Raw genomic sequence first — 22,228 nt, 5'->3', positions numbered from 1 at the left:
CGCGTACGGCGGTGACGGGGACACTCGCTTGCCGGAGGCGGGCCGCGTAGGCTTCGCCCTCGTCGCGCAGGACGTCGGCCTCGGCGGTGATCACGACGGCGGGGGGCAGGCCCCTGAGGTCGGCGAGGGAGGCGCGCAGTGGGGCGGCGTAGCGTTCCTTGCGCTGGGAGTCGTCGCCGGTGTACTGGTCCCAGAACCAGAGCATGCCGTCCCGGGTGAGGTAGTAGCCGTCGGAGAACTGCAGGTAGGACGGCGTGTCGAAACCGGCGTCGGTGACCGGGTAGAGCAGGATCTGCGCGGCGAGCGAGACGCCGCCACGGTCCTTGGCCATTTGGGCGAGGACGGCCGACATGCAGCCGCCGACGGAGTCGCCGCAGACGACCATGCGCGTCGGGTCGAGCCCGTGTTCGGCGCCATGGGCCACGACCCACTGGGCGACCGCGTAGTTCTGCTCGATCTGGGTGGGGTATTTGGCTTCGGGCGCCCGGTCGTAGACAGGGAAGACGGCTGCGGCCTGCGCCCCTGTGGCCAGTTCTCGTACGAGGCGGTCGTGGGTGTTCTCGTCGCCGAAGACCCAGCCGGCGCCGTGGATGTAGATGATCACGGGGAGGGGGCCGACGGCGCCCGCGGGCTTGACGATACGGGTGCGGACGGTGCCCCACTCGCCGGCGTCGACGGCGACCCAGGTCTCGTCGACGGGAGGTTTGAGAACCCCTTGTCCGGCCTGCAGTCCGGCCAGGATGTCTCGGCCCTGCTGGGGCGGGATCTCGTAGATCCGGGGGTGGGGCGCCGTGGCGTCGGCGAGTTCCTGGGCCGCGGTTTCCAGGTGCGGGGTGGGCGGCGGGGGCAGATCTTTCATGATGAACCTCCAGGAAGTACCGCCGCCGTGACGGCGGTCCGGTCGGTCACTGGTCCCTGGGCTCAGCCTTATCGGCCGATACGAGGCCGCGTCGGCGGTGGAGCCGGTCGTGCCGTCGGCGCACAGCCTGTTGCCGGTCCCCGGTACGAGGAATCACGTGTTTCGCGTGGTCGGACACTCCGGCTACCACGGGGCCGGGAAGCGGTCGGGCTATTGGCCGAGCCTGGCGACCGGCACCGGGCGGCGAGGCCTCGGGGGAGTCCTCCAGAGTGGGAGGCGGTGTGCCGAGAACATCGCTCGGCTGTCCGTAGTCACGGCCTTGCCTTCAGGTATGGGTGCCGCGGGGCCTGGCCATGTGTCAGGCCCCGCGGCGAGGGGTGGTTCGGCCGGGAAATACGGTGGCGGATCAGAAGGAGCGGATGACGCCGACCGGCATGGGGATGTCGGCAGGCCCTCCCGGCATCAGGGCCTGGGCCGCGGCGACGGTGTTCAGGGCCTCGCGGAGGAGTTTGATCTTTCCGTTCTCGGCGACGAGACGTCCCATGAACAGGTGCTCGATCTTGCGTCCGGTGGGTGCGGCCGTGGGCCGGGCGATGTACTCGGCGAAGGCCTGGTCAGGGGTGTCGATGAGAATCTTGGTGTCGGCTGGATCGAATGCCCAGTCGGGGTAGAGATCGAGGACGAGTTGGAGGAAGCCCTTGATCTCCTCGCGGCCGTGGTAGCTGGACTGGATGCTGACAGAGGCCAGATAGGGAAGCTGGAACGTGGCGTCGTCTGCGAAGAGTTGTACGGCCTCGTCGACGCCACCCTGGCGGAAGGACCGGGTGAAGGCGCGGATGAGCTCCGCGGCGGTTTTCATGGGGGCTCCCTTGTGTGCGTGCTGATGGCGGGACGACGGGACAACAGCCGTCCTCGGTCGCTGTGTCGGCCGTCTGCGGGCCTGTGCCTACAGCAGTGCTAGGGGCCGTAGGGGGCTGCCCGTGGCGCCGACGATGCGCAGAGGTACCGCTATCAGGGCGAAGATGCGTCCACCGTGGGCGGCGAGTTCGTCGAGGGCGGCCTGTTCGATCAGGTGTACGCCCGCCTCGGCGAGGAGGTGCCCGTGTACGGGAAGACGGGCATGGCCTGCCCCGGGGGCGAGAACCTCGTACGCCGCGGTGTCCGTGCCGGTGGCGACGACGCCCCGGGCGGACAGCCACCGGGCCGCGGAGAGGTCGGGTCCCGGGACACCGGTGTCCCAGCCGATGTACCGGTCGGTGTCCGCGTAGCGTGTCGTGGCCCATCCGGTGCGGACGAAGACGGTGTCGCCGCTCTCGACACGCACGCCGGCCGCGTCGGCCGTGGACTGGAGATCCGAGGCCGTGATGGCGTAGCCCGGGGGCAGCCCTTCAGCCCCGGTGCCGCGGTGAGCGGCGACGTCCAGCAGGACTCCACGCCCCAGCAAAGGCTTGATCGTCTCGGCACCCAGCACCTGGAAGCGGCCTCCGCGCTGGGCCTCGGCCGCGTCGTGGCTGCCGTGAAGGCGGCCGTTGAGACTGATGTGGCTGAGCGCGTCGATGTGCGTGGCGGTGTGGGCGCCCATGGTGATCAACTCGTTGGCGCCGCTGAGGCCGGCTTCTCGTACGACGTCGCCATGGCGTCGCAACAGCGCCATCTGGAAGGGGGCATGGTGCGGGCTGTGGGGCGTGGCTGCCTCGATGGGACGAGACAGGTCGATCACCCGGGCGTCGGCAAGCGAAGCCGCGAGATCGGCCGGGGGGACCGGTGCGGTCGTCATGACCGCACGTCCTGGGCGAACTCGAGTGCGAGGGCCTCGGAAGAGGCGGGGTTCTGGCCCGTGTGGAGCCTACCGTCGTGCACGACGTGAGGGACGAACACGGAGTCGTTCTTGCTGTAGGTCGCGCCCGCGGCGCGCAGGGCCTGCTCGACCGTACGCGTGTAGTGGACGCCCAGGTTGACGGCGTTCTCCTCGTCGTCGCTGAAGCCGGTCACCGTCCTGTCCCGGATGAGTGGTGTTCCGTCGCCGAGGCGGACGTCGGCCAGGACGGCCGGCGCGTGGCAGACAGCGGCGAGCGGGAGGCCCGCGTCGGCCGTGCGGCTGAGTACGGCCAGCAGGTGGGCGTCTCCGACGAGGTCCCACATGACGCCGAATCCGCCGACGACGAAGACACCGTCGTACGGGCGCTCGGCGACGTCCTGTAGACGTTCGACCGCGTCGAGGAGGGCAGAGTTGTCGGGATTGTCGAGGAAACTGCGGACGGCGGGCGTCACGTACTCCTCGCCGAGGCTGAAGTCGTCGAACGGCGGACGGCCTCCCTTGGGGGAGGCGATGTCGATGGCGAAGCCTTCCTTCTGGAAGACCTGGTAAGGGGCGGCGAGTTCTTCCACCCACAGCCCGGTGGAGCGGCCGGTGTCCGCGAGCTGGGAGTTGCTCGTGACGACCATGAGAACGCGCGGAGATGAGGTCATGAGGGCACCTTGTGTCGTGATCGACGGATGAGTCCGTTGAATGGACCCATCGAGAACGTAACCCTTTGAGGCGCGTTGAGTCCAGTCATTGGACTCGGGTCGCCTGGGGTGTGTGCTTGGATGCGCCGGGTGGGATCGGTGTGTCACGGAAGCCGCCCGCCCCGCTCAAGGGGTGACCGTGCGCCCAGCGCCTCTGCTCGTGGCGACGCTGAGTCCGTTACTACGCACGCCACGGGATGCCGAGCGAGGCGGGCGTTGCTTCGATGGGCCACACGCCCGAGACCGGCGGATCAAGCGGGTGGGCGTGCACCTCGGCGGCGTCTCTTGTGGCTGACGTTCTGGTGACGGCGAGTTGCGGACCGGTCCAAGAGAGTGGAGGTCACTATGACCGTTGAGGGGATGACGGGCTTTCGCCTGTTGGCGCAGGATGTGCTCGCCCTTGCCGGGTCGCTCGACGATGACGACTGGAGGCGCCCCAGCGGCGCTGAGGGCTGGACGGTCAAGGATGTCTTCTCGCACGCCGGTCAGCTCATCTCGCTGCTGGTGGCAACCGTGCAAGGGGTGGCGGAGTACCCGGATCCGCCCCTTGGCATCGAGCGTTTGAACGAGGTCATGGTCGGTCCTACTCGCGAGCGGAAGCCTGCCGCGATCGTCGACTTCCTGCGAGCTCAGGCGGAGATCGCCTTCCCTGTGTTCGAGGGCCTCCAGCACGAGCCCCTGGCGTCGTCCTCTGCCGAGATGCTCAACCTGGGGACGTACGAACTGCACGCCATCCCGAACATGTTCACCTTCGACCTCGCCGCGCACCTGCACTTCGATCTCCTCGCCCCCCGTGGGCCGCTGAAGCTTCCGCGGCCACCCATGGGCGAAGAGCGGATCGGGCCCGCCGTCTACTGGCTCATGGCCGGAATCCCGAGGATGCAGCCCGACCTGTATCGCTCGCTTCAGGCGCCCATCGGCCTTGATCTGACAGGACCGGCATCGACGAGCGTCGTTGTCCGCCGGGTCGGGGATGCCGTCGTCGTGGAAGCCGCCCATGCAGCTCCAGACCCGGTAGCTGTGGTGACCTCGTCGACCTTCGACTTCCTGGCCTGGTCGACCACCCGGGCTCCGTGGCGCGAGGTGACTCGGGTGGCCGGCGACGTGACCGTTGCAGCGAGCTTCCTGGACAGGCTGAACCTGGTCTGAGGGTCGGGGCTCGGCAGGTGGTTCGACAGCACCGCCGAGCACCCCGGAACCGCGCCGCCGTGTTCTTCGGTCGGCCGGACGGAGGCGCGCTCGTCGCCGGACGTCTGTCGCCCGCGGCCTCGGTGCGTAGTCTCAGGCTCGCAGGGAGGTGAGGGCGGCCTGGGCCGTGGCCGTGAGTATGTCGGTGGTCACTCCAGTGCGGGACAGGCAGTCCACACCGCGAAGCACGGACAGCAGGAGGTATCCGAATCCTCGCGCGTCTCTGTCGGCGGCCACCTCGCCGGCAGACTGAGCCTCCCGCACTGCGGACTCGAAGGCGCCGGCGATGTTCTCGTAGGCATCCCTGGCGATCTTGGCGACGGCGCCGTCGGCGGCCGCCTGGTCGACGGTGGCTTTGGTGAGATAGCAGCCGTCGGGGGGTGACTGGCGGGACATCTGGCCGGTGATGTCCATGAGGTAGTGCCCGATGCGCTCCAGGGGCGTACCTCCGGCTTCGGGCGCGAGAGCCTGCCGCGCCTCGGCGACGAGGGTCTTGCAGTAGTCGTCGAAGGTGTGCAGGTACAGCTCGTGCTTGTTGCCGTAGGCCTTGTAGATGCTGCCTTTGCCCAGGCCTGTCGCTGCCATGAGGTCGTAGGTCGAGGTGCCCTCGTAGCCGCGGGACCAGAACTGGTCCCGGATGACGGCCAGCATCTCGCCCTCGTCGAACCCGCGTGTCCTGCCCATGTCCGAGTAGTCACCTCTCCGAAGCCCGTTCGGGCCGTCGGCCCGGCTGCATGTCCTGTGCATCGACATTCATCCTACGGGTTTGTTGACCGCTTGGACCACAACATGATTTGGTTGTGGTCCAAGTGGTCAACAATTCTTGTGGAGGACCTTCCATGTCTCAGACGTCACCCGAGCAGAACAAGGCCGTCATCCTCGACGTACTTGCCAAGGCGTTCGGTCCTCAGGACTTCACCGCGCTGGACCGGTACGTGCATCCGGACTACATCCAGCACAATCCGACGATCCCGCCGTTGAAGGCGGGGCTGCGTGCCTTCGCCGGTTCGCTGCCGGCCACCACCCGGTACGAGCCGGGTGCCGTCCTCGCCGAGGGTGACCTGGTCATGGCGCACGGCCGCTACTCCGGTGCCACCGAGACGCCCCTGCTGGCGGTGGACATCTTCCGGTTCGAGGACGGTCTGGTGGTCGAGCACTGGGACGTCGTCCAGGAGGAGGTCCCCGTGGAGAAGACCGTCGCGGGCCACCCCATGTTCACCAATCCCCAGAGCGGCACCGCCAACCGGTAACGCGGCCCCGCGCCCGACCCGGCCCGGGGCCGGGTCGGGCGCCAGCCCCAGAGACGCCCAGGAAAGGTCCGACAGGTGTACTTCCCGAACACGCTCACTCTGATCACGACCCTTGTCGACGCCCGGGACGCCGGGGACATTGACGCCGTGCTGGCCTGCTATGAGCCCGACGCCACCATCGTCACCCAGTCCGGCGACATCCTCTCCGGGATGCAGGGGGCACGCACCGCAGCCGAGAACTTCATCGCTCTGAAGCCCGAACTCATCGTCGATCACCGAAAGATCATCGAAGGCGAGACCGTCTCGCTGCACCTCATGCGGTGGCGACTGCGCGGCACCGCACCCGACGGCACGGTCCTGGAGGCGAGCGGCTGCACCGCCGACGTATGCCGCAAGCAAGCCGACGGCGGCTGGCTGCTCGCGATCGACAACCCGTGGGGCACCGACGTCACCTGACGGGCATGCCGAGCGCGGTGTGACACCGGTGCCCCCGATACTCGGCCCGGCCTGCACGGGCGAGGATGCGGGCGGCCTGTAATGATTGCCCGCCGCCTTTTGTATGATGGAAATCATCTTGATATGGGCGGCTCTGCGCCGTTCCTCGACGGGAGGCAGGCATGGGGCACTCGCGGGTGGAGAAGGCGGCGAGCCGTGAGCGGGTGCTGCGCGTCGCATCCCGCAAGGTCCGTGAGAGCGGCTTGGCCGGTCCCGGTGTCGCCGAGATCATGCAGGAGGCCGGGCTGACACACGGCGGCTTCTACAAGCACTTCGCCTCCCGGGACGACCTGATCGCACAGGCTGCGGCCGCTGCTCTGACCGAGCGTCCGGTGGAGGTGGAAGAACTCGCGGGGATGGGCGAGCAGGACCGGTATGCCGGCCTCGTCGACTCCTACCTCGGACGGGAACACCGCGACTCTCCCGGCACCGGCTGCGCGCTGGTCACCCTCGGCGCTGCCGCCGGGCGCGGCGACCAGGCCTTGAAGGAAGCCTATGAGAAGCGGGTCCGCGGCTACCTCGACCTCCTCGGCGGCAACGACTCCGAGGAGGCGCGCGCCGAGGCCATGATCACCCTCAGCGCCCTCGTCGGTGCCACGCTCATCGCGAGGGCTGTCGCCGACCGAACTCTCTCCGACGAAGTGCTGGAAACCGTTGCCCGGCAGCTCACCGGGCACTGCTGATCGCATGCCAGTGCGGATCGCGTGAAACGGGGCCTGCCTAGTGGACTCGGAGATTCCAGCAGCGAGCGCAGGACCTGAGTGCGCTCACCGGGCGTGTAAAGGCTGTCCGACGAGGGAAGAGCCCCGGCAGCCAGCGCTCTTCCGACTACCGGGGCGCGCTTTTCCCCGACAGGACAGCCACCACATCGTGTGCCTGGTCTCACCTCCACCTCGGCCTTTGGTTCCGCGCGTGATCCGGTAAGCGGTTGCCGCGCTGTTGTTCCGGTGATGGGGATTCGCAACTTCCCCCACAGCTGCTCTTCGTTCCCCACTCGGTTGCTGTGGGCAATGAGGGCCGGGGCCGCCCGCTCGTGGAGTGTGCGGGCCGTGTCGGCCGGTCAAGGGCGCCTGCGGCGGCGCTACGCGCTGGCCTCCGGCGGCGCTACGCGCTGGCCTCCGGCCACCCTGGACAGTCCGCCCCGCCCCTGGACCTGGCTGGCTATCGGGCGGCCCCTCCCTTGTGGTGCCCGTCCGCAGATCAGCGGCCTGTGGGTGGGGAATCAAGGCGAGCAGGTCTGTCCGACCCCCGAGCACGGGGTGGGGAGATTCAAAAGGCGCCATCACCGGACGGCCCGGGACGATATCGGGCCCGCCGCACCGCGCCCTCCGTCCGGTGCGGCGGCCGTCTCGGTGGCACGCGTGGCCGGAAGAGCGCCGCCAGGCGACGCGTGCACGTGGCGTTCTCGGTGGCCGCCGGTACCGTCCCGGACCCGGCTTCGCCGACACGAACGACCTTCTGGTGTGTGTCTGGACGATCAGTACCTACAACTACCCTGCGACGGGGGCGATCGTGAATGGAGGACTCGACTCCCCATGACCTACTAATGCCGCGGCTACACTGCCGGGATACGCAAGCTTCACGTCCGTTTTGGTATCAGCCTCTGACTCCGGAGTTCATAGGTGCAGCCTTTGACGTTCCTGCACGGGACGGAGACGTGGAGGGCCGAGAGCGTTCTGCACATCTATGCAGTAGTCGATCTCGCTGACCCTCGCCATGTGCCCTTGATCAACCTCATCGCCGAGGCGAACAAGGTGCTGATCGACGAAGGGTTCCCGCTGTGCCCAGTCGAGCCGCGCTGGCTTCACATCAACATCGACCAAATCAGCGGGCGTCCAGCTGACGCTGTGCCGCAGGAGGAGCGGCAGGCTTTGGTGGATGCCCTGCGTCAGCGGCTGGCGACCGCCGAGCCGCTGGAAGTTATGGTTGGGTCGCTCCTGAGCTATCACACAGGGGTCATCGCGGACCTGCATCCCGACGAGGGCCTCGCTTCTCTCCACGACGTCACCCGCGACACCATTCGGAGGGTGTGCGGCGAGGAAGCGGCCCGATATCCGTGGAGCGTCCAGCATCTGTCCACTGCGTACGCCTACGACCATGCCGACTCTGATGAGGCACAGCGCCGGTTGCGCCGTATCAGGCCAAGCCACGCTCCTCTGCACATCTCCGCCATTTATCTCGTCGACGTCACGGCCACGACCGCCGAGAGGTCGAAGACCATGACGTGGAAAGAGGTGGCCCGGATCCCTCTGGGGCCGGACGACTCCGTGGCGTGAGAGCGCATGGTGAGTCCGGCGGTCACGGCGTCGAGGTCACGGAGCGAGTGGAGGGCGAAGCTTGCAGATCAGGGCAGCGGGCCAGCACGTCCTTGAGGGCCGTGCGCTCTTCCTCGCTCAAGGTTTGTAGGACGGCATGTGAGCCAGCCAGTGACCCGCCGCACCAGGCGGCCGCGTGCCAGTCTCCTTGCTCGCGCCGGCGCCGGTAGTGGGCGTTGGCCCCGGCAGAGGCCCGCAGCGGGGAGAAGGCCCAGAGGTAGCCGGTGTAGTTGAGCCGGTCGTTCTCCACTCGCCGCCTGGTGATAGCGGACTACTTGCCGAAAGCCCGGGTGATGGGCGACGAGCCCGCGTTGCCTTCAGGCCGCGGGCGTCGGCGAAGCGGCCTCGGTCGTCCCCGACTTCAGCCAGGACCCGGGCGGTGAGCTGAATGCCAAGCCTGTGGAAGCTCAGCAGAATCTCGGCGCCCGGATGCCCAGGAAACACTCTTCCACAGGGCGCGTGCGGCCTTTTTGCGCTGGGCTCGTTGGCCGGCAGGATTCGGAGCGGAGAGCCTCGAGTCGCCCGGCGGCGTGCCAGCGGCCGTCGACGCGGGTGGTGCGCCCGAGCGGAGCGTGGCCATGCTGGCTCTACATGAGATGCGTCAGTGAGACTGCGCCTAGGAAAGCGCCGACCAGGACTCCCGCTGTTGCCTGGGGCAGTGTGTGAGCCTTCAGATGAGTCCGCGTCCACATGGTGATCGGCACCATCGGTGCAACAGCCAGCGCGACGAGGGGCCCACACGCCCATGCGGTCACGGCCACTGTGGAGGCGGCGACTGAGGTGTGTACCGAGATCTTCCACCAGCGGGTGATCGCTGTGAGTGCGGCGAGTTGGATTTCCAACGAGAGGAAAAGTGCGCGGATGGCGTTGGGGGCATCCGATAGAGCGAAAGCTCCGGTGCCGATGAGAAGGCAGGAAAGGATGACGAGCATCGGGATGATGCGCTGTTCGCGTTGGGGTACGTGGTGGTCGAGCCAGGAGCCTCGACGGGTCCCGTAGATCAGGAACAGCATGGGTAGGGCGCTGCCAAAGAACGAGGCGAGTAGCCACCAGCCCAGGCCGGCGGCGGCCGTTGCGTGGCGCAGGGCGAGCGCTGACTGTGCCAGGACCTGGATCAAGGGGGCGAAGAGCTCGCTGAGGATCTTGGCGAGGCGGGTTCCCGGTGAGCTTTGGCTGCTCGGTGTCTGGTCGGCCGACCGAAAGTTCACCCTCGTCTCCGTGCTCATTCATGCGCTCCTGAGCGGTTGAGCCGAGAGAGACGGGGGCGGCGGCCGGAGCGGGGAGGCCGGCGGTTGAATGCCTGGGCCACTTTGAGGAACCAGGCGAGCTCGCCGGGGTAGTCCTTACCGCCGAGCGGCGGCAGCGGCTGTGCGGCCGCGGATGCGTGCTGTTGAGCACCGACGTTGCGGGCTGTACCCAGCGCCTCTCGGAGCATTGCGGCTTCGGCTGCCGCATTCTGCTGATCGCTGGTTGCGCCTGCCTGCTGTGCGAGTGCCCCGGCCGCCGCTGCCAAGTCCTGATCGAGGTGTTCCCGCAGTCCATGGCGCGCATCACGGATCTCGATCACCATGCGGTACAGACGGTAGTGCAGCTGCCCGGGACGCCACCGAGCCAGCCGCGGACGGGAGGGAGGATCGAGCGCGACATCGGGCATGGCCTCGTAGGCGGCAAGCCAGAGGGGGAAGATCTGGTGATAGGCGCGAAAGTGGCCGAGCCACCGGGCGGCTGCGGACAAGCGTGGGCCAAGGGCAGGGAGAACCAGGCCGATGCACACCATCGCGCCGCCGACGGCGGCGAAGGCAGAGTCGAGTTCGGAGAGAGTACCCAGACTGAAGCCGACGTTGCGTCCGATGACGTACAGGCCCTTGATAACGCAGTAGCCGAGTGCGATTGCGGCGCCGACTGCGGTGAGGCGCAGGCCGCGGACCAGCCAGGGACGGCCCGCGACCTTCGCGAATCGCCAGCAGAGGATGGCGATCTCGGCGAGTCCGACGCCGACGCCTGTCACGTACAGCAAGAGGTACTCGGCTATGTAGGGGGTGGCGGCGTAAGTCTCAGTGAAATGCGCAGCCGTGCCGTCGTGGACCGGTGCCAGGGCGAGCAGGACGATCATGGCCAGTAGCAGGATGCTGCCGGCCATGGCACGGCGGCGGGCCTTTGGGCGGGCCGACTCCGGGGGGTAGCTCCACACCAGCAGCAGCCTCTGCACGCAGACGCTGAAGGCGATTAGGGATCCGTGAACAGCCAGCTTGCCCAGGTTGTTCAGGTCGAGAGCCGTGCTGATCGGAAGGTAGACGGCGGGAGTGGCCGCGACGAACCCGAGGGCGGCGCAGGCCAGTGTCAGGCACAGGGACCGCAGAACCGGGTTTCCTCGGTCCTTTCTGAGGTCCATGAGTTTGTAGGCAAGGGCACCGGAACTGACGAGGCCACCCGCAGGATATGTAACGTTGTGAAGGTTGCTGATCATTTAGCTTTGCGCTGCTTAGGGCTTCGAAGGGTGTTCTCAAGGCGCAAGACGACATCGGCTGACCCCGGTGGTACGGGCCGCTCGGGTTCCCTGGACCGGAGGCTGACCTGGGTGAGCACCAAGGAGGCGAAAGTCTCTGCCTCGACTTCTTCTTCGCCGGTGTACTGGCCGCGCCCCAGCATCCTGTTGATGGCCGTCGGGTTGAGCGTGGGCAGCAGGGTGCGGGCCACCTCGCTGCTTAGTCTCTGGCCGATGCCGTGGTCGTGGAGGAGATGGCCGAGCTCGTGCAGCTTGATGTGGTCCTGGTGTGCCGGGGTGGTTGCCTGTTCGTAGAGCATGTAGTCGGCGGTGCCGGTGGAAATCCATAGACCGCACGGGCTGCCGGGCGGCAGTGGCCGAGGAAGCAGATGGATGGGCCGGCCCCGCTGTCTACTGACGTTGAGGAAAAGATCCTCGACGTTGAATGGGTCCGGTATTTCGGGGAGGCGTATCTTCGGAATTGGTTCCGAGTGTCGCCGGTGGAACATCTACGCCACCGCCAGGAATGTCACATCGCCTTGGCCCGCACAATGCGGACGACTGGCTTTCCGTACTTGATTCAAGCCGCACTATGTCAGAGGTCGAGCGGAAGTCGCACTTCCGCGCCCCGTCTCCCGAGTGTGGGTTGAATCACTCTTCTGGTCTATCGGTGGGATGGGTTCCGCTCGATTCGCGGACGTATTTTCCTTGCCGCGCGGGGAGTCCTGGTGATCGTTTCCTCGACGTCGATCGCCTTGGTGGCGTAATGGGGCTCTCCTCGGGGTGCGCGCCAGTGGACCTACCGTAGAAAATCACCGTACAGGGGTGCACATCGTGAGGAACTGAGGGTCCTGCCGCATGGATGATGGCCCAGGGATGGCCGGGTACAGCGATGGCGAGCCGCTGTCGGTGCTGCTGCATGCGTGGCGTGAACGACTCGATCCCAGCCTTGGAATGTCCCAGAAGGAGGTGGCGCGCCGGGCCGGAGTCAGCGACCGGTGGTACCGCGAGCTTGTGCGTGGCCGGGTGGCGAACTTCTCGTCCGAGTTCTTGGACCGACTTGCCCTGGCTCTGCAGCTCAGTCCAGGTGAGCGCCTCGTGCTCTATCTGCACGCTACGGGCCGGTCTCCCGAGTTGCCGACCGAGATGGCCTCTGCGGAGCCGGTTGAGGTGGACTCGAATATTCAGCGTCTGCTCGATAGCCAGTTTCCGCACCCGGCGTTCGTATTGGATCGCGCATGGAATATCGTGGGATGCAATGATCCGTTGTTGGAATGGTTTCCTTGGGTTGCGCATGAGGAAAACTTGGCGCGCTGGATGTTTCTCTACCCCGATGCGCGCGAGGAGCTTGCTAACTGGTGGGACGACTGGGCTCGCCCGCTCCTTTCGCAGATCCGGATCGCGCTGGCCCGAGATCCGGGGTGCAGGCTATTGTGGCGGATTCTGCAGGAAATCCTAGATAACGGAGATGCGCGGGCGATCTGGGAAACGCGCGAGGTGATGGAACTCGCCGACGGGGCTGTTCGCCGCCTGAGGCTCGATCATCATCCATGCCAAGAGGTAGCCGTCCAGACCTCGGAGATGATGCTTACGTGCCGTCCGGGGGCCCGCTTCCTTGTGCTCATGCATGAACCCGCTGCCTGAGTCCAGGACCTTTCCTTCTTGCCGCGTTCGGCGCCCGAGGGATGGGAGATTGGGTGCTCGTGCGGCATGCGGAGCGCGCTTTCGGCGGCAAGCTCCTGTGTCGCAGACGTATGCGCGGTACTAGCTTTCGGTGCCGTCGGCCGGCAGTCCCTCGATCTGCCGTACGTGTTCGATGATGCCCTTGATCTGGCGCAGCCCCTGTGGGGAGAGTCCGGACACCCTCAGTGCAACCGACTGGACGTCTGCATCGCGCATCGCCGTCAGCAGCTCCAGCTCCAGATTGCTTCGCTCCTCGACTTCGTCGTCGAAGAAATATGCCGGGTCCACGCCGAAGAAGTCCGCGAGCGCCTTGATCGTGCTCATGGTCGGGTTCTTCTTCGCGCCGGTGCGCAACTGCTGAATGGCGCTGGCGGACAGCCCCTTGCCCTCTCCCTTTGATGCGCTCTGGATCGCCTCTGCGACCTCCGCATACGTATAGGGACCCCGGTGGGCCGGATGGACCGTCCGGAACAGGTAGTCCAGCTTGTGTGCGACGGTGCGCTGCTGCCCGTCCTCCATCCTCACCTCCTGTGTCTCCGGCGATTCTAGACCACTGAAGTGTGTGCCCTGTCGCCCCAGCTGGCCGGTGCTACCACTCTAGTTGACGGAGGCTGACCACTAAGGTGTACGTTGATCGCGAATTCGCGACACGGAAGTGTTCCACCCCTGGTGGGGCGGCAAGCGAAGCCGCTGGACTGTGGCACGAAGCTGCTCGTATGGTCCGGTCGTCGCCGCGACGCACACGCGACTGCGGAGAAGGGAGGAGCCGATGAGTACAAGGCGCCTTGAGCGCCGAATCGAGTGGAAGTGAGACCGGCGTCCCGGAGCTACCAACTCCTGGACGCCGGGTCGGCACCCCGAAGGGCACCGATTCACATCTCGCGGGCGGCGGGGCTTTTGCACGAGAACCGCCGCACCGCGCTCCTACGAACAACGGAGTATCGCATGCTCGCCATGCCAAGCGGAATCCCGGCATGCCCGGACGTAGCCCGCCAGCACCGCCTCGCGGCACAGCTTGCCCACATGGTCCCTGGAGCGGCCACTATCCACGTCAGCCTCACCGACCCCAAGCAGGCGTGGCCCCATCCGCACGCCGTCGCGAAGGACGTGGCCGGGGACGCGATCGAGCTGAGCCGGACGACGGCCAGGGTCGCAGCCCGCTGGGTCCTGCGGGTGTGGCCGGACGCTGACTGGAGCTGGCCCCACACCTTCGACCTCGCCGCCGCAACTCTCACCCGCAGCGACCTCGTCGCCGCCGTCGGCCGGGGCCGCTGACATGGCGCGGATCCGAACCATCAAGCCGGAGGCATTCGTCTCCGAGTCGCTCGCCGAGGTGACCGTCGAGGCCGAGCGGACCTTCTTCGGCCTTCTCACCCAGGCTGACGACCACGGCCGCCACCGAGACAACGCCGCGATTATCGCGGGCTTGCTCTGGCCCCTACGGGCCGAGCACACCTCGGTCCACGTCGAGGACGACCTGCAGCAGCTCGACAGTGCCGGACTGCTCTGCCGCTACACCGGCTGCGACGGCCGCCGCTACCTCCACGTCGTGACCTGGTCCGAGCACCAGAAGATCGACAAGCCCAGTCAGTCGCGACTGCCTGCCTGCCCCCAGCATCACGCGGCGGACCGCTGCGGCCCCTGCAAGGGGACCTGCGCCAAGCGCCCCGAGGCGTCGCCTCTCCCTCCCCGAGAACTCGCTGAGACTTCGCCGAACACTCCCCGAGCCCTCGATCTGCCCGCACCTCCCGCCCCTATACCGCCCGGCACTCGGAGCAAGGCCCCGACCGCCCCGCAGGACGCCCTCGTCGGCCCTGCCGGCACCACTGACCACATCGGCAAGAAAACCGCAGGTCAGGAGACATTCCCCGAAGGCTCCCCGAAGGTTCTCCGAAACCTCGGAGAGGGCTCGGCGTCTGGATCTAGGATCTTGGATCCTGGATCTTCATTCCCTACGGGGCGCACAGCGCCCGCCGCCGTCTCCGCCAACCAGCTCGTCGGCGAGTACATCGCCGCCTGCGACGAGCGCCCACCCAGTGACGTGATCGGTCACCTCGGGCGGATCGCCAAGAAGCTCCTGGCAGAGGGGATCACCCCGGAGCACATCAGGGCAGGGCTGCAGAACTTCGCCGCCAACCCCAGGCACCCGAGCGTGCTGACCAGCATGGTCAACGAGGCCATGAACTCACGCTCCGCCGGTTTGGCGCGGCCGGGGATCCGGCCTACCGTGCCCGCTCACCAGGCGTGGACCAACCCGATCGACGCTGCCGCCGCCTACGCCGAGGAGCTGTGATGCGCACCCGTACCCGCGACCCGCAGACCCTCGGCAACGACGGGATCCTGGGCCGGATGGCCCGAATCCTGGCCGCCCGCAACATCGACCAGGCCGCCGTCGCCGCGCTGGCAGACGAACCTGAACCGTTCTCCCCGCTGGACGCTCTGCTGGCCGGGATCCCCCCGCGCTACCGGGACGCGGTGGCCGACCACCCGCAGGTCCTGTCCTGGGCCCACGAGGTCGCCCGGCAGGCCGTCGCTCCCAGCCTGGGAGCCCGGCGGCAGGTGACCACCGGCCCGAGCCTGCTGATGGCCGGAGTGGTCGGCGCCGGCAAGACCCACCAGGCGTACGGCGCGGTCCGGCGACTGGTGCAGAGCGGCGTCGGCGTGCGCTGGCGCGCGGCCACCGCCGCTGACCTGTACGCCGACCTGCGCCCCCGTGCCGGGGTGGACAGCGAGCGGGAGCTGGCGACCGTCAGTCGCTGTCCTCTGCTGATCATCGACGACCTCGGCGCGGCGAAGGCCTCCGAATGGGTGGAGGAAGTGACGTATCGGCTGATCAACCGCCGGTACAACTACATGCTCCCGACGCTGGTCACCACCAACCTGGCGATCAAGGACCTCCGGGCCTACCTCGGCGACCGCGTCACCTCCCGGCTCGCGCAGATGACCACCCGGGTCGAGTTCGAGCCGGTCGACCGCAGACGCCACCGCACCGCCGACTGACCTGGCCACAGGCCACCATGCCGGGCCGCGCCCCAACGCGCCGCCCCTTGCACCTCCCGACCCAGCGCACCTCTCCGCCGACGCCCCTGCGCGCGGAGAGCGATCGGAGCAACCCGCATGCCCCCCACGACGATCACCCCTGCTCACCACCGGTCGCTCGGCGACCACACCTGGCAGGACCAGGCCGTCTGCCAAAGCACCGAGTACAACCAGGTGGACCCCGAAATCTTCTTCCCCGAGCCCGACGAGACCGCCAAGATCACCACTGCGAAGTCACTGTGCGGCCAGTGCTCGGTCCGCCGCATCTGCCTCGACGCCGCCCTCGAAGGCGGCGACACCCATGGCATCAGGGGAGGAATGACGCAGGAGGAACGCGCGCCGCTGCACGAGAAGCTGGCCAGCCGACTCGACTACAGCCGCGTCAACGCCACCGTCGCCGGACGCGACGTCCACCTCACCAAGGCCGAACGCCGCGCGGTGGTCCACGCCGCCTACCGGCACGGCCTGTCCGAACAGCGCCTGGCCTGGCTCCTGAAGATCACCGAGGAACACGCCCAGAAGCTGTACCGCGAGACCCGCCGAGCCCTTCGCAACCGAGACCTGAAGAATTCCACGACGACCACCGCGCCCCCCGAGACCGACGGCGAGCGCTTGGGCCGCGACGACTTCGGGACGGCGGCGTGACCATCGCGAGTACGCCCAAGCCGGCGCGAATCACCGGATGGGACCGCTCGGTCATCATCGCCCTCGGCGGCGCGGGATGTGCCCTCAGTTACGACGCTCTCCAGCAGATGGCTGTCGCCATCCACGTCCGCGGTCTCCTCACCTACCTCTTCCCGCTGGTGATCGACGGGTTCATCGCCTACGGCGTCCGGGCCCTGCTGGTCCTGCGAGAAGCGCCCCTGCGCGCCCGGCTCTACGTCTGGACGCTCTTCGGTACGGCCACCGCCGCCAGTATCTGGGCCAACGCGCTGCACGCGGTCAGGCTCAACGAGGAATCCTCCTCGGTCACTGGACTGAGGCTCGGGGACACGGTAGTCGCGGTGCTGTCCACCATCGCTCCGCTCGCCCTGGCAGGAGCGGTCCACCTCTACATCCTCATCGCCCGGGGGCCGGCCAAGGACAGTGACCGAGGTGACTTCGATCAGGCCGGTCAGCGCGGTCAGGCTGAGCGCATCCCGGTCACTCGGACTGACCGGGCCGGTCAGCCCCAGCCCCAGCCCGGTGAGGTCAGCGACGGACAGTCGGTCAGCGCCCTGACCGACAGGCCCCGGCTGTCCCTGGACAAGCGTCACCCGGCCGTCCGGGCATCGACCCTGGACAGCGCCCTGGTGGACACCACCCGCCCGGACACCGCGCGCTTTGGCAAGGGGCCCGAGGCCGCTGACCTGGCCGGACAGCCGGACACCGTCCCGGCGGTCAGTGCCCGACCGGCTGGCACCAAGCCGGTCACCGGTCACCCGGACAGGCTCCCGCCGGCCACTGACCGGCCGGTCACTCCTTCGCCGGTCACTGAACCGGCCATCCGGACGCCCGGTGACCGGCGACGTGACCCGGACACCGAAGAGCTGCTGGAGATCGCCCGGTCAGCGGTCAGGGCCGAGGACAAACTGACCCGCAAGGTGGTCGCCCAGGCGATCCGAGGTCAGCAGATCCCGCTGTCCAGCGACACACTGACCGCCCTCATGGTCCAGCTCCGAGAACAGCACGGACAGCCCGTCACCTCTTCCCGGAACTGACCGGACAGCACGGGGCCGGGTGACCAAGCCGGACACTTCGGCCGGTCACCCGCCCCCGGACACGCGGCCTACAACTTCCCGAAGCGAACCGGAGAGCACCGCCATGCGCACGAACCCCGCCACACCGGCCGAGGTCGACTCCTGGCTGACCGTCCTACACCAGCGCGGCCATCTCCACCGCGCCGAAGCCGGACCCGACAACACCTGGACTGTGCAACGACACCCGCACAGTCGTCCCTGGACCCTCCACCATCCGGTCCTCGCCATGGACTGGATAGAGGAAGTCGTCCGCGACATCCACCAGCACGACACAGAGGCGAGCCGGTGACCGCCAACGATTCGGCAGCCACCACGTCCGGACAGCAGCGTGTCCCCACGACGGCTCCTGGCGGAGCAAGTTGTCGCGTACGACGGTCCTACGGCTCGTCGTACGCACTTGCCCCCGCCCAGGAGGGCGGGGGAAGTCCGGCTGGTCCCCGAGCGTGGGCGCACGGGGACCAGCCGGACTCCCGGCACCAGGGGGCGCCCGTCGGGGGAGGAGAAGCAGACGACCGCGTCCCGCGCGAGCAGCAGATCTCGAGCCAACCCGCGTTCCCCGACCGAAAGCCACGCCGACGCCCGCGCAACCCGAGCCAGCGCACCCACAAGACGACCACCCGCCTGTCCGACACCGAGAAGACCGAGATCACCGCCGCCGCCCAGCAGCGCGCCGTCACCGTCGCCCGTTTCCTCGCTGCCGCCGGCCTCGCCGTCGCCCACGGTTCGACCATCGTGCACACCAACGACCAGCTCGACGCCGCCATCGACGAGCTGGCCGCCTTGCGCACCGCCATCTCCCGTGTTGGCAACAACATCAACCAGATCGCCTTCGTCTACAACGCCGGAGGACAGCCCCGCCCCGGCGAACTCGACCACGCCCTGACGACCTTGACCCGTATCCTGGCCCGCGTAGACGACGCGGCCGACACCCTGGTGAAGAAGCGTCTGTGATGGTCCCCAAGATCCGACGCGGCTCGCGTACCCACGGCTTGCTCATCTACCTGTACGGCCCCGGCAAGCGTGACGAGCACACTGACCCCCACCTTGTCGGCAGTTGGGACGGCTTCGCCCCTGACCCCGGCCGCGACACCAGCCCCGACCCCGGCCCCAAGGTCACCCTCGCCAGGCTCGCCGCCGCCCTGGACCTGCGGGTCAAGCAGTCCGGCGACAAGGCTCCGGCCGAACACGTCTGGCACTGCTCGGTCCGCACCGACCCCGGCGACCGGATCCTGACCGATGACGAGTGGAACACCGTCGCCCGCCGCCTGGTCCACGCCGTCAACCTCGCCCCCGAGGGCGATCCGGACGGCTGCCGCTGGGTCGCCGTGCGCCACGCGGACGACCACATCCACATCCTGGCCACCATGGTCCGAGGCGACCTGCGCCGCCCGAGGATGAACTACGACTTCAAGAAGGCCCAGGCCGAATGCCGCCGCATCGAACAGGAGATGGACCTGCGCCAGCTCAAGCCCGGCGACGGCACCGGTGCCAAGACGCCCACCAGCGCCGAGCGCTTCAAGGCGGAGCGGGTCGGCCGACCCGAGACACCGCGCGAGATGCTGCGCGAGGCCGTCCGCCAGGCCGTTGCCGGGGCCGCCAGCGAAGCCGAGTTCTTCACCCGCCTTCGTGAGGCGGGCCTGCGCGTCAAGCTCCGGCACGCCCCCTCCGGTGACGTCCTCGGCTACACGGTCGCGCTGCCCGGGGACCGCAACCGTGACCGCGAGCCGGTCTGGTTCGCGGGCTCGACCCTGGCCCCCGACCTTTCCTATCCGAAGATCCAACGCCGCCTCGCTGCCGGAACCCCCGACGAGGCCCCGCTGCCGGAAGCGGACAGCGGTCGGTCGAACTGGTCGCCTCCCGCACGGGGGCGACGCACCGCGACCGGGATCGCCGAGCGCGCCGCAGTCGTCCTAAACAGCGACGACGACGAAGCTGCAGCCCAACTCGTCGGAGTCGGCGAACTCCTGGACGCTGTCGCCCAGACCTCTCCGGCTGCCACCCGCGCCGAACTTGGTGCCGCCGCTCGCTCCTTCGAACGCGCCACCCGCAGCCACGTCCGAGCCGAACGCGCCGACATCCGGGCGATCCGCTCGGCGGCCCGGGGCATCATCCAGGCCGGCGGCGCGCTCGGCCGAGGAGAAGACGGCGGAACCACCGCCATGCTCGTCTCCACCCTGGTCCTGGTGGCGCTGGCCGCAGCACGCTGGCACTCCGCACACGGTCACGCCCAGCAGGCCGAAGCCTCCCGTCAGACCGCGGAGCACCTGCGAGCCGCCTACCGCCAGGCCGCCGCCGCACCCATGCAGGCCCTCCGCGACCAGGGACGAGCCTTGCCCGAAGCCCAGCGCCGCACCTACGAGACCACCATCCGCGCCGCCCTGCCCGAGAACAGCACCCGACCCGGCACGAGCACGAAGAACGACGCCCTGGCCGCCACCTTGGCTCAGGCCGAGCAGGCAGGCCACGACCCGAAGGCCCTCCTGCACGAGGCCATCGACATGCGCGAACTCGACACGGCCGAGGACGTGAATGACGTCCTGGTCTGGCGACTGCGCCGACTCGCCCAGCTCCCCGCGCACCCGGGCGACGCTGCTCGACGCCCGCAGGCCAGCACCGGCCGCGCCAAGTCCGCAGCCAACCAGTCCGACGTTCGGACCGCACAACAGGCAGCGAATCGGCCCGCCGCTCCGGACCTGCGCAATCGCCCGCCGCGCCGCTGACCAGCAGCTCAGCAGGCCCGCCCCTCGTCTGCAGGAAACCTCTGGACAACCGGCTTCACCGGCCGTTAGGGATGAAGAGACAGGCCCTCGACCGGGAGATGACGCTCGTGCTCAGAACGACCAACCACCACGTAGAGCAGACTCCCGTCGCGCCCGCTGCCCCGGGCGGCAGCGATCCGCTGCTGCAACTCCAGTACGAGACGGAGCCGCCCAGCGGACCCGGCGCAACACGCTGCCTCAGCCACCCGCCGGAGCTGTCCCTGTGCGGGATCCCCGTGATGTGCTCGGCCTGCCGAGCCAGGCGTGATTGGCTGCTCATCAACCACACCCGCAACGTCTGGGTCCGTTGCCGCTGCAGCAACCAGTGGCTCGAACCCGAGATCAGCCGAGCCGACTTCGACGCCCTGATCGCCATCCCGGACGGGACGACCTACCCCAGCGTTGAACAGGGCCTGATCGCACTCGGCTTTGACGGCGCTTTCGCCGGCACCTACCTGGAGTAACGAGCCGTATGGCATTGAATGCTCGGGACACCCGTGAGGGCTGGCGGATCCCGCGGAGTCTGAACACCGCAGCCAGGTCGGTTACTCCGCGCTGTCTGGGATGGCCAATGAGATCAGCACGGGCCTAGGAAGCGCCGAGCGAGGCAACCACGCGTCCACGATCAAGCTCACAATGTCATCCTTCCCATGGGCCAGGCCGACGGCACGCTGACCCAGGACAGTGGCCAGGAGCGTGTGTTCGTGGGTGCGGAGGTCGGTGCTGTACACCTGGACGGCTGTTCCGCCGGAGGCTCGGCCGGCCGAAAGCACCTTGTGGGCTCCCCAGGGCAGAAGGGCGGAGACCTCGCTGAGAGGCGCGGCTCGCTCCCAGTCCTGCTCGGGGAATGCCATCGCCTCCCGGATGCCAAGGACTCCGGCGCGGCTTCCGCCGACGAGGTAGAGCCGGTTGTCAGGCAGGAGCGCCATGTCGTCGATCTTGCCCACGAAGTCGATGCTGTGCTCCCACTGTTCGGCGGGCCGGGCGGCGACGCGCGTGACCGTGTGACGTCCGCCGTAGCCGGGCGGTCCGGTGGTGGCGAACACCCACAGTTCCCCCGCGGGGCTGGTCAGCAGACGGGCCAGGTTGGGGAACGGCCCGGCCACGGGTGTGATGCCGGTGCTGCCGGTGGTGGTGACGACGGCCGCCCCGCACAGCACCGCCGTGCCCGCCGCGGTCTGGAGCGCTGAGTCCCGGCTTCCTGGGAGGCTGAGCACCCACCGAACCTCGCCCGTCGCCGGATCCAGCCGAAGGACGCCGTCACCTGTAGTGAGCAGCAGATTGCCGCCGTAGGTCGTCATGCCGGTGAGAGCGGTGCCGGGCTGAGCGGCCAAGACCGCGGCAGCGCTGACACCCGTCGCCTGTTGGACGACATCGGGTGCAGCCTCTGGAGGGGACCAGTTGCCGGCATCGTCCGCAGGAGCGGACAGAAGCTCGTCGAGTGGCGGGTAGGAACCGCCGCGGCGGTTCGCCCAGGACAGAATCCGGCTGACGAGGTCCGGGGCCGTGAGCAGCCCAGTCACGAGGGCCTCGATATGGCTTCGGTCGAGCAGGAGGACACCTGTGAAGAACTTCGCCTTGTCCAGCGCGTACTGGGTGTAGCCGCTCATCGAGACGAAGAAACCGATGGTGCCCGGCAGTCGCACCTTCAGGCGCCCGCGGAGCTTCTCCAGGGCGTCGTCATTGACCTTCTCCGCGAGCCACTTGGCCTCGAGGATGAAGTGCCGTTGTTCAAAGGAGAAGGCGACGTCGATCTCGTCGCGGCCATCCAGGCCCCGCTGATCGGTGTGCGCTTCGAGGCCGCCTGTCTGAAGCAGCGATCCCAGGAAGCTGTTGAACGCTTTGCCGCGCTTGACCGGCTCGTCGTTCATCGCGTCGAGATCCCGGTAGCGAGAGAACAGCTTCTGG

The 22,228-nt window shown here is 68.1% G+C and carries 25 protein-coding genes and 1 pseudogene; 15 read left to right on the top strand and 11 right to left on the bottom strand.

The window, feature by feature from the left end; genetic code table 11:
* From KVT45_RS48735 to KVT45_RS48720, 4 genes are all read right to left on the bottom strand, one after another.
* A partial coding sequence (locus KVT45_RS48735; protein ID WP_217559308.1) for an alpha/beta hydrolase occupies positions 1-859 on the bottom strand: 859 nt, incomplete at its 3' end.
* Positions 860-1,265: 406 nt separating this feature from the next.
* Positions 1,266-1,718, bottom strand: coding sequence for a nuclear transport factor 2 family protein (locus tag KVT45_RS48730; protein ID WP_217559301.1), 453 nt, complete (start codon positions 1,716-1,718; stop codon positions 1,266-1,268).
* An 87-nt stretch (positions 1,719-1,805) separates the two neighbouring features.
* Positions 1,806-2,636 (bottom strand): cyclase family protein, encoded by an 831-nt coding sequence (locus KVT45_RS48725; protein WP_217559293.1) that lies wholly within the window; start codon positions 2,634-2,636, stop codon positions 1,806-1,808.
* Positions 2,633-3,328 (bottom strand): type 1 glutamine amidotransferase domain-containing protein, encoded by a 696-nt coding sequence (locus KVT45_RS48720; protein ID WP_217559284.1) that lies wholly within the window; start codon positions 3,326-3,328, stop codon positions 2,633-2,635. Before KVT45_RS48720 ends, KVT45_RS48725 begins: the two co-directional genes overlap by 4 nt.
* 384 nt (positions 3,329-3,712) lie before the next feature.
* On the opposite strand from KVT45_RS48720, the gene KVT45_RS48715 reads away from it, so the two are divergent.
* Positions 3,713-4,516 (top strand): maleylpyruvate isomerase family mycothiol-dependent enzyme, encoded by an 804-nt coding sequence (locus tag KVT45_RS48715; RefSeq protein WP_217559275.1) that lies wholly within the window; start codon positions 3,713-3,715, stop codon positions 4,514-4,516.
* 132 nt (positions 4,517-4,648) lie between these two features.
* Here KVT45_RS48715 and KVT45_RS48710 read toward each other — a convergent pair whose 3' ends face one another.
* Positions 4,649-5,239, bottom strand: coding sequence for a TetR/AcrR family transcriptional regulator (locus KVT45_RS48710; protein WP_217559267.1), 591 nt, complete (start codon positions 5,237-5,239; stop codon positions 4,649-4,651).
* 155 nt (positions 5,240-5,394) lie between these two features.
* Between KVT45_RS48710 and KVT45_RS48705 the strand changes: the two genes are divergently transcribed.
* The 4 genes from KVT45_RS48705 (at position 5,395) to KVT45_RS48690 (ending at position 8,576) form a co-directional block, all read left to right on the top strand.
* Positions 5,395-5,805 (top strand): nuclear transport factor 2 family protein, encoded by a 411-nt coding sequence (locus tag KVT45_RS48705; protein WP_217559258.1) that lies wholly within the window; start codon positions 5,395-5,397, stop codon positions 5,803-5,805.
* Positions 5,806-5,880: 75 nt separating this feature from the next.
* Positions 5,881-6,261, top strand: a complete 381-nt coding sequence (locus KVT45_RS48700; RefSeq protein ID WP_217559243.1) for a DUF4440 domain-containing protein — start codon at positions 5,881-5,883, stop codon at positions 6,259-6,261.
* A gap of 161 nt (positions 6,262-6,422) precedes the next feature.
* Positions 6,423-6,983: a TetR/AcrR family transcriptional regulator gene (locus tag KVT45_RS48695; RefSeq protein WP_217559234.1), complete on the top strand. Its 561-nt coding sequence runs from the start codon at positions 6,423-6,425 to the stop codon at positions 6,981-6,983.
* Between the two features lie 1,041 nt (positions 6,984-8,024).
* Positions 8,025-8,576 (top strand): 2'-5' RNA ligase family protein, encoded by a 552-nt coding sequence (locus KVT45_RS48690; RefSeq protein ID WP_217559232.1) that lies wholly within the window; start codon positions 8,025-8,027, stop codon positions 8,574-8,576.
* A 166-nt stretch (positions 8,577-8,742) separates the two neighbouring features.
* On the opposite strand, the pseudogene KVT45_RS48685 reads toward KVT45_RS48690, so the two are convergent.
* The 4 genes and pseudogenes from KVT45_RS48685 to KVT45_RS48670 form a co-directional block, all read right to left on the bottom strand.
* Positions 8,743-9,038, bottom strand: a pseudogene (locus KVT45_RS48685) (transposase); the annotation flags it as partial.
* Positions 9,039-9,202: 164 nt separating this feature from the next.
* Positions 9,203-9,841, bottom strand: coding sequence for a hypothetical protein (locus KVT45_RS48680; RefSeq protein WP_217559230.1), 639 nt, complete (start codon positions 9,839-9,841; stop codon positions 9,203-9,205).
* Entirely contained in the window at positions 9,838-11,082 is a 1,245-nt protein-coding gene (locus KVT45_RS48675) for an MAB_1171c family putative transporter (protein ID WP_217559228.1), read from the bottom strand. Before KVT45_RS48675 ends, KVT45_RS48680 begins: the two co-directional genes overlap by 4 nt.
* A complete protein-coding gene (locus tag KVT45_RS48670; protein WP_217559219.1) occupies positions 11,079-11,420 on the bottom strand; it encodes a hypothetical protein in 342 nt (113 codons plus the stop codon). Before KVT45_RS48670 ends, KVT45_RS48675 begins: the two co-directional genes overlap by 4 nt.
* Before the next feature lie 556 nt (positions 11,421-11,976).
* Between KVT45_RS48670 and KVT45_RS48665 the strand changes: the two genes are divergently transcribed.
* A complete protein-coding gene (locus KVT45_RS48665) occupies positions 11,977-12,744 on the top strand; it encodes a helix-turn-helix domain-containing protein (protein ID WP_217559211.1) in 768 nt (255 codons plus the stop codon).
* Between the two features lie 120 nt (positions 12,745-12,864).
* Here the strand turns inward: KVT45_RS48665 and KVT45_RS48660 are convergent, their stop codons facing one another.
* On the bottom strand, positions 12,865-13,302 hold the full coding sequence (locus KVT45_RS48660) for a helix-turn-helix domain-containing protein (RefSeq protein WP_217559189.1): 438 nt from the start codon (positions 13,300-13,302) through the stop codon (positions 12,865-12,867).
* A gap of 426 nt (positions 13,303-13,728) precedes the next feature.
* On the opposite strand from KVT45_RS48660, the gene KVT45_RS48655 reads away from it, so the two are divergent.
* The 9 genes from KVT45_RS48655 (at position 13,729) to KVT45_RS48615 (ending at position 20,784) form a co-directional block, all read left to right on the top strand.
* Positions 13,729-14,058 carry a transcriptional regulator gene (locus tag KVT45_RS48655; RefSeq protein WP_217559182.1) on the top strand — a complete coding sequence of 110 codons (330 nt, stop codon included), beginning with the start codon at positions 13,729-13,731 and terminating at the stop codon, positions 14,056-14,058.
* 1 nt (position 14,059) lies between these two features.
* Positions 14,060-15,076, top strand: coding sequence for a hypothetical protein (locus KVT45_RS48650; RefSeq protein ID WP_217559180.1), 1,017 nt, complete (start codon positions 14,060-14,062; stop codon positions 15,074-15,076).
* Positions 15,076-15,783: an ATP-binding protein gene (locus tag KVT45_RS48645; RefSeq protein WP_217559178.1), complete on the top strand. Its 708-nt coding sequence runs from the start codon at positions 15,076-15,078 to the stop codon at positions 15,781-15,783. Before KVT45_RS48650 ends, KVT45_RS48645 begins: the two co-directional genes overlap by 1 nt.
* Before the next feature lie 117 nt (positions 15,784-15,900).
* Positions 15,901-16,467: a WhiB family transcriptional regulator gene (locus KVT45_RS48640; RefSeq protein WP_217559169.1), complete on the top strand. Its 567-nt coding sequence runs from the start codon at positions 15,901-15,903 to the stop codon at positions 16,465-16,467.
* Positions 16,464-17,522 (top strand): DUF2637 domain-containing protein, encoded by a 1,059-nt coding sequence (locus KVT45_RS48635; protein WP_217559167.1) that lies wholly within the window; start codon positions 16,464-16,466, stop codon positions 17,520-17,522. The genes KVT45_RS48640 and KVT45_RS48635 overlap by 4 nt, the downstream gene beginning before the upstream one ends.
* 103 nt (positions 17,523-17,625) lie before the next feature.
* Complete coding sequence (locus KVT45_RS48630) at positions 17,626-17,850, top strand: hypothetical protein (protein WP_217559165.1); 225 nt, start codon at positions 17,626-17,628, stop codon at positions 17,848-17,850.
* Complete coding sequence (gene mobC / locus KVT45_RS58270; RefSeq protein ID WP_217559163.1) at positions 17,847-18,512, top strand: plasmid mobilization relaxosome protein MobC; 666 nt, start codon at positions 17,847-17,849, stop codon at positions 18,510-18,512. Before KVT45_RS48630 ends, mobC begins: the two co-directional genes overlap by 4 nt.
* Positions 18,512-20,281, top strand: a complete 1,770-nt coding sequence (locus tag KVT45_RS48620) for a relaxase/mobilization nuclease domain-containing protein (protein WP_217559155.1) — start codon at positions 18,512-18,514, stop codon at positions 20,279-20,281. The genes mobC and KVT45_RS48620 overlap by 1 nt, the downstream gene beginning before the upstream one ends.
* Before the next feature lie 71 nt (positions 20,282-20,352).
* Positions 20,353-20,784, top strand: a complete 432-nt coding sequence (locus KVT45_RS48615; RefSeq protein WP_254648452.1) for a hypothetical protein — start codon at positions 20,353-20,355, stop codon at positions 20,782-20,784.
* Positions 20,785-20,865: 81 nt separating this feature from the next.
* Here the strand turns inward: KVT45_RS48615 and KVT45_RS48610 are convergent, their stop codons facing one another.
* Positions 20,866-22,191: a restriction endonuclease gene (locus KVT45_RS48610; protein WP_217559153.1), complete on the bottom strand. Its 1,326-nt coding sequence runs from the start codon at positions 22,189-22,191 to the stop codon at positions 20,866-20,868.
* Positions 22,192-22,228 lie beyond the last annotated feature (37 nt).

The organism is Streptomyces sp. GbtcB6 (genome assembly GCF_019091475.1).
In the GTDB taxonomy this organism is placed as follows: domain Bacteria; phylum Actinomycetota; class Actinomycetes; order Streptomycetales; family Streptomycetaceae; genus Streptomyces; species Streptomyces hyaluromycini.
The sequence above is the reverse complement of the archived record's forward strand: the minus strand, read 5'-3'. Positions and strand labels throughout refer to the sequence as shown.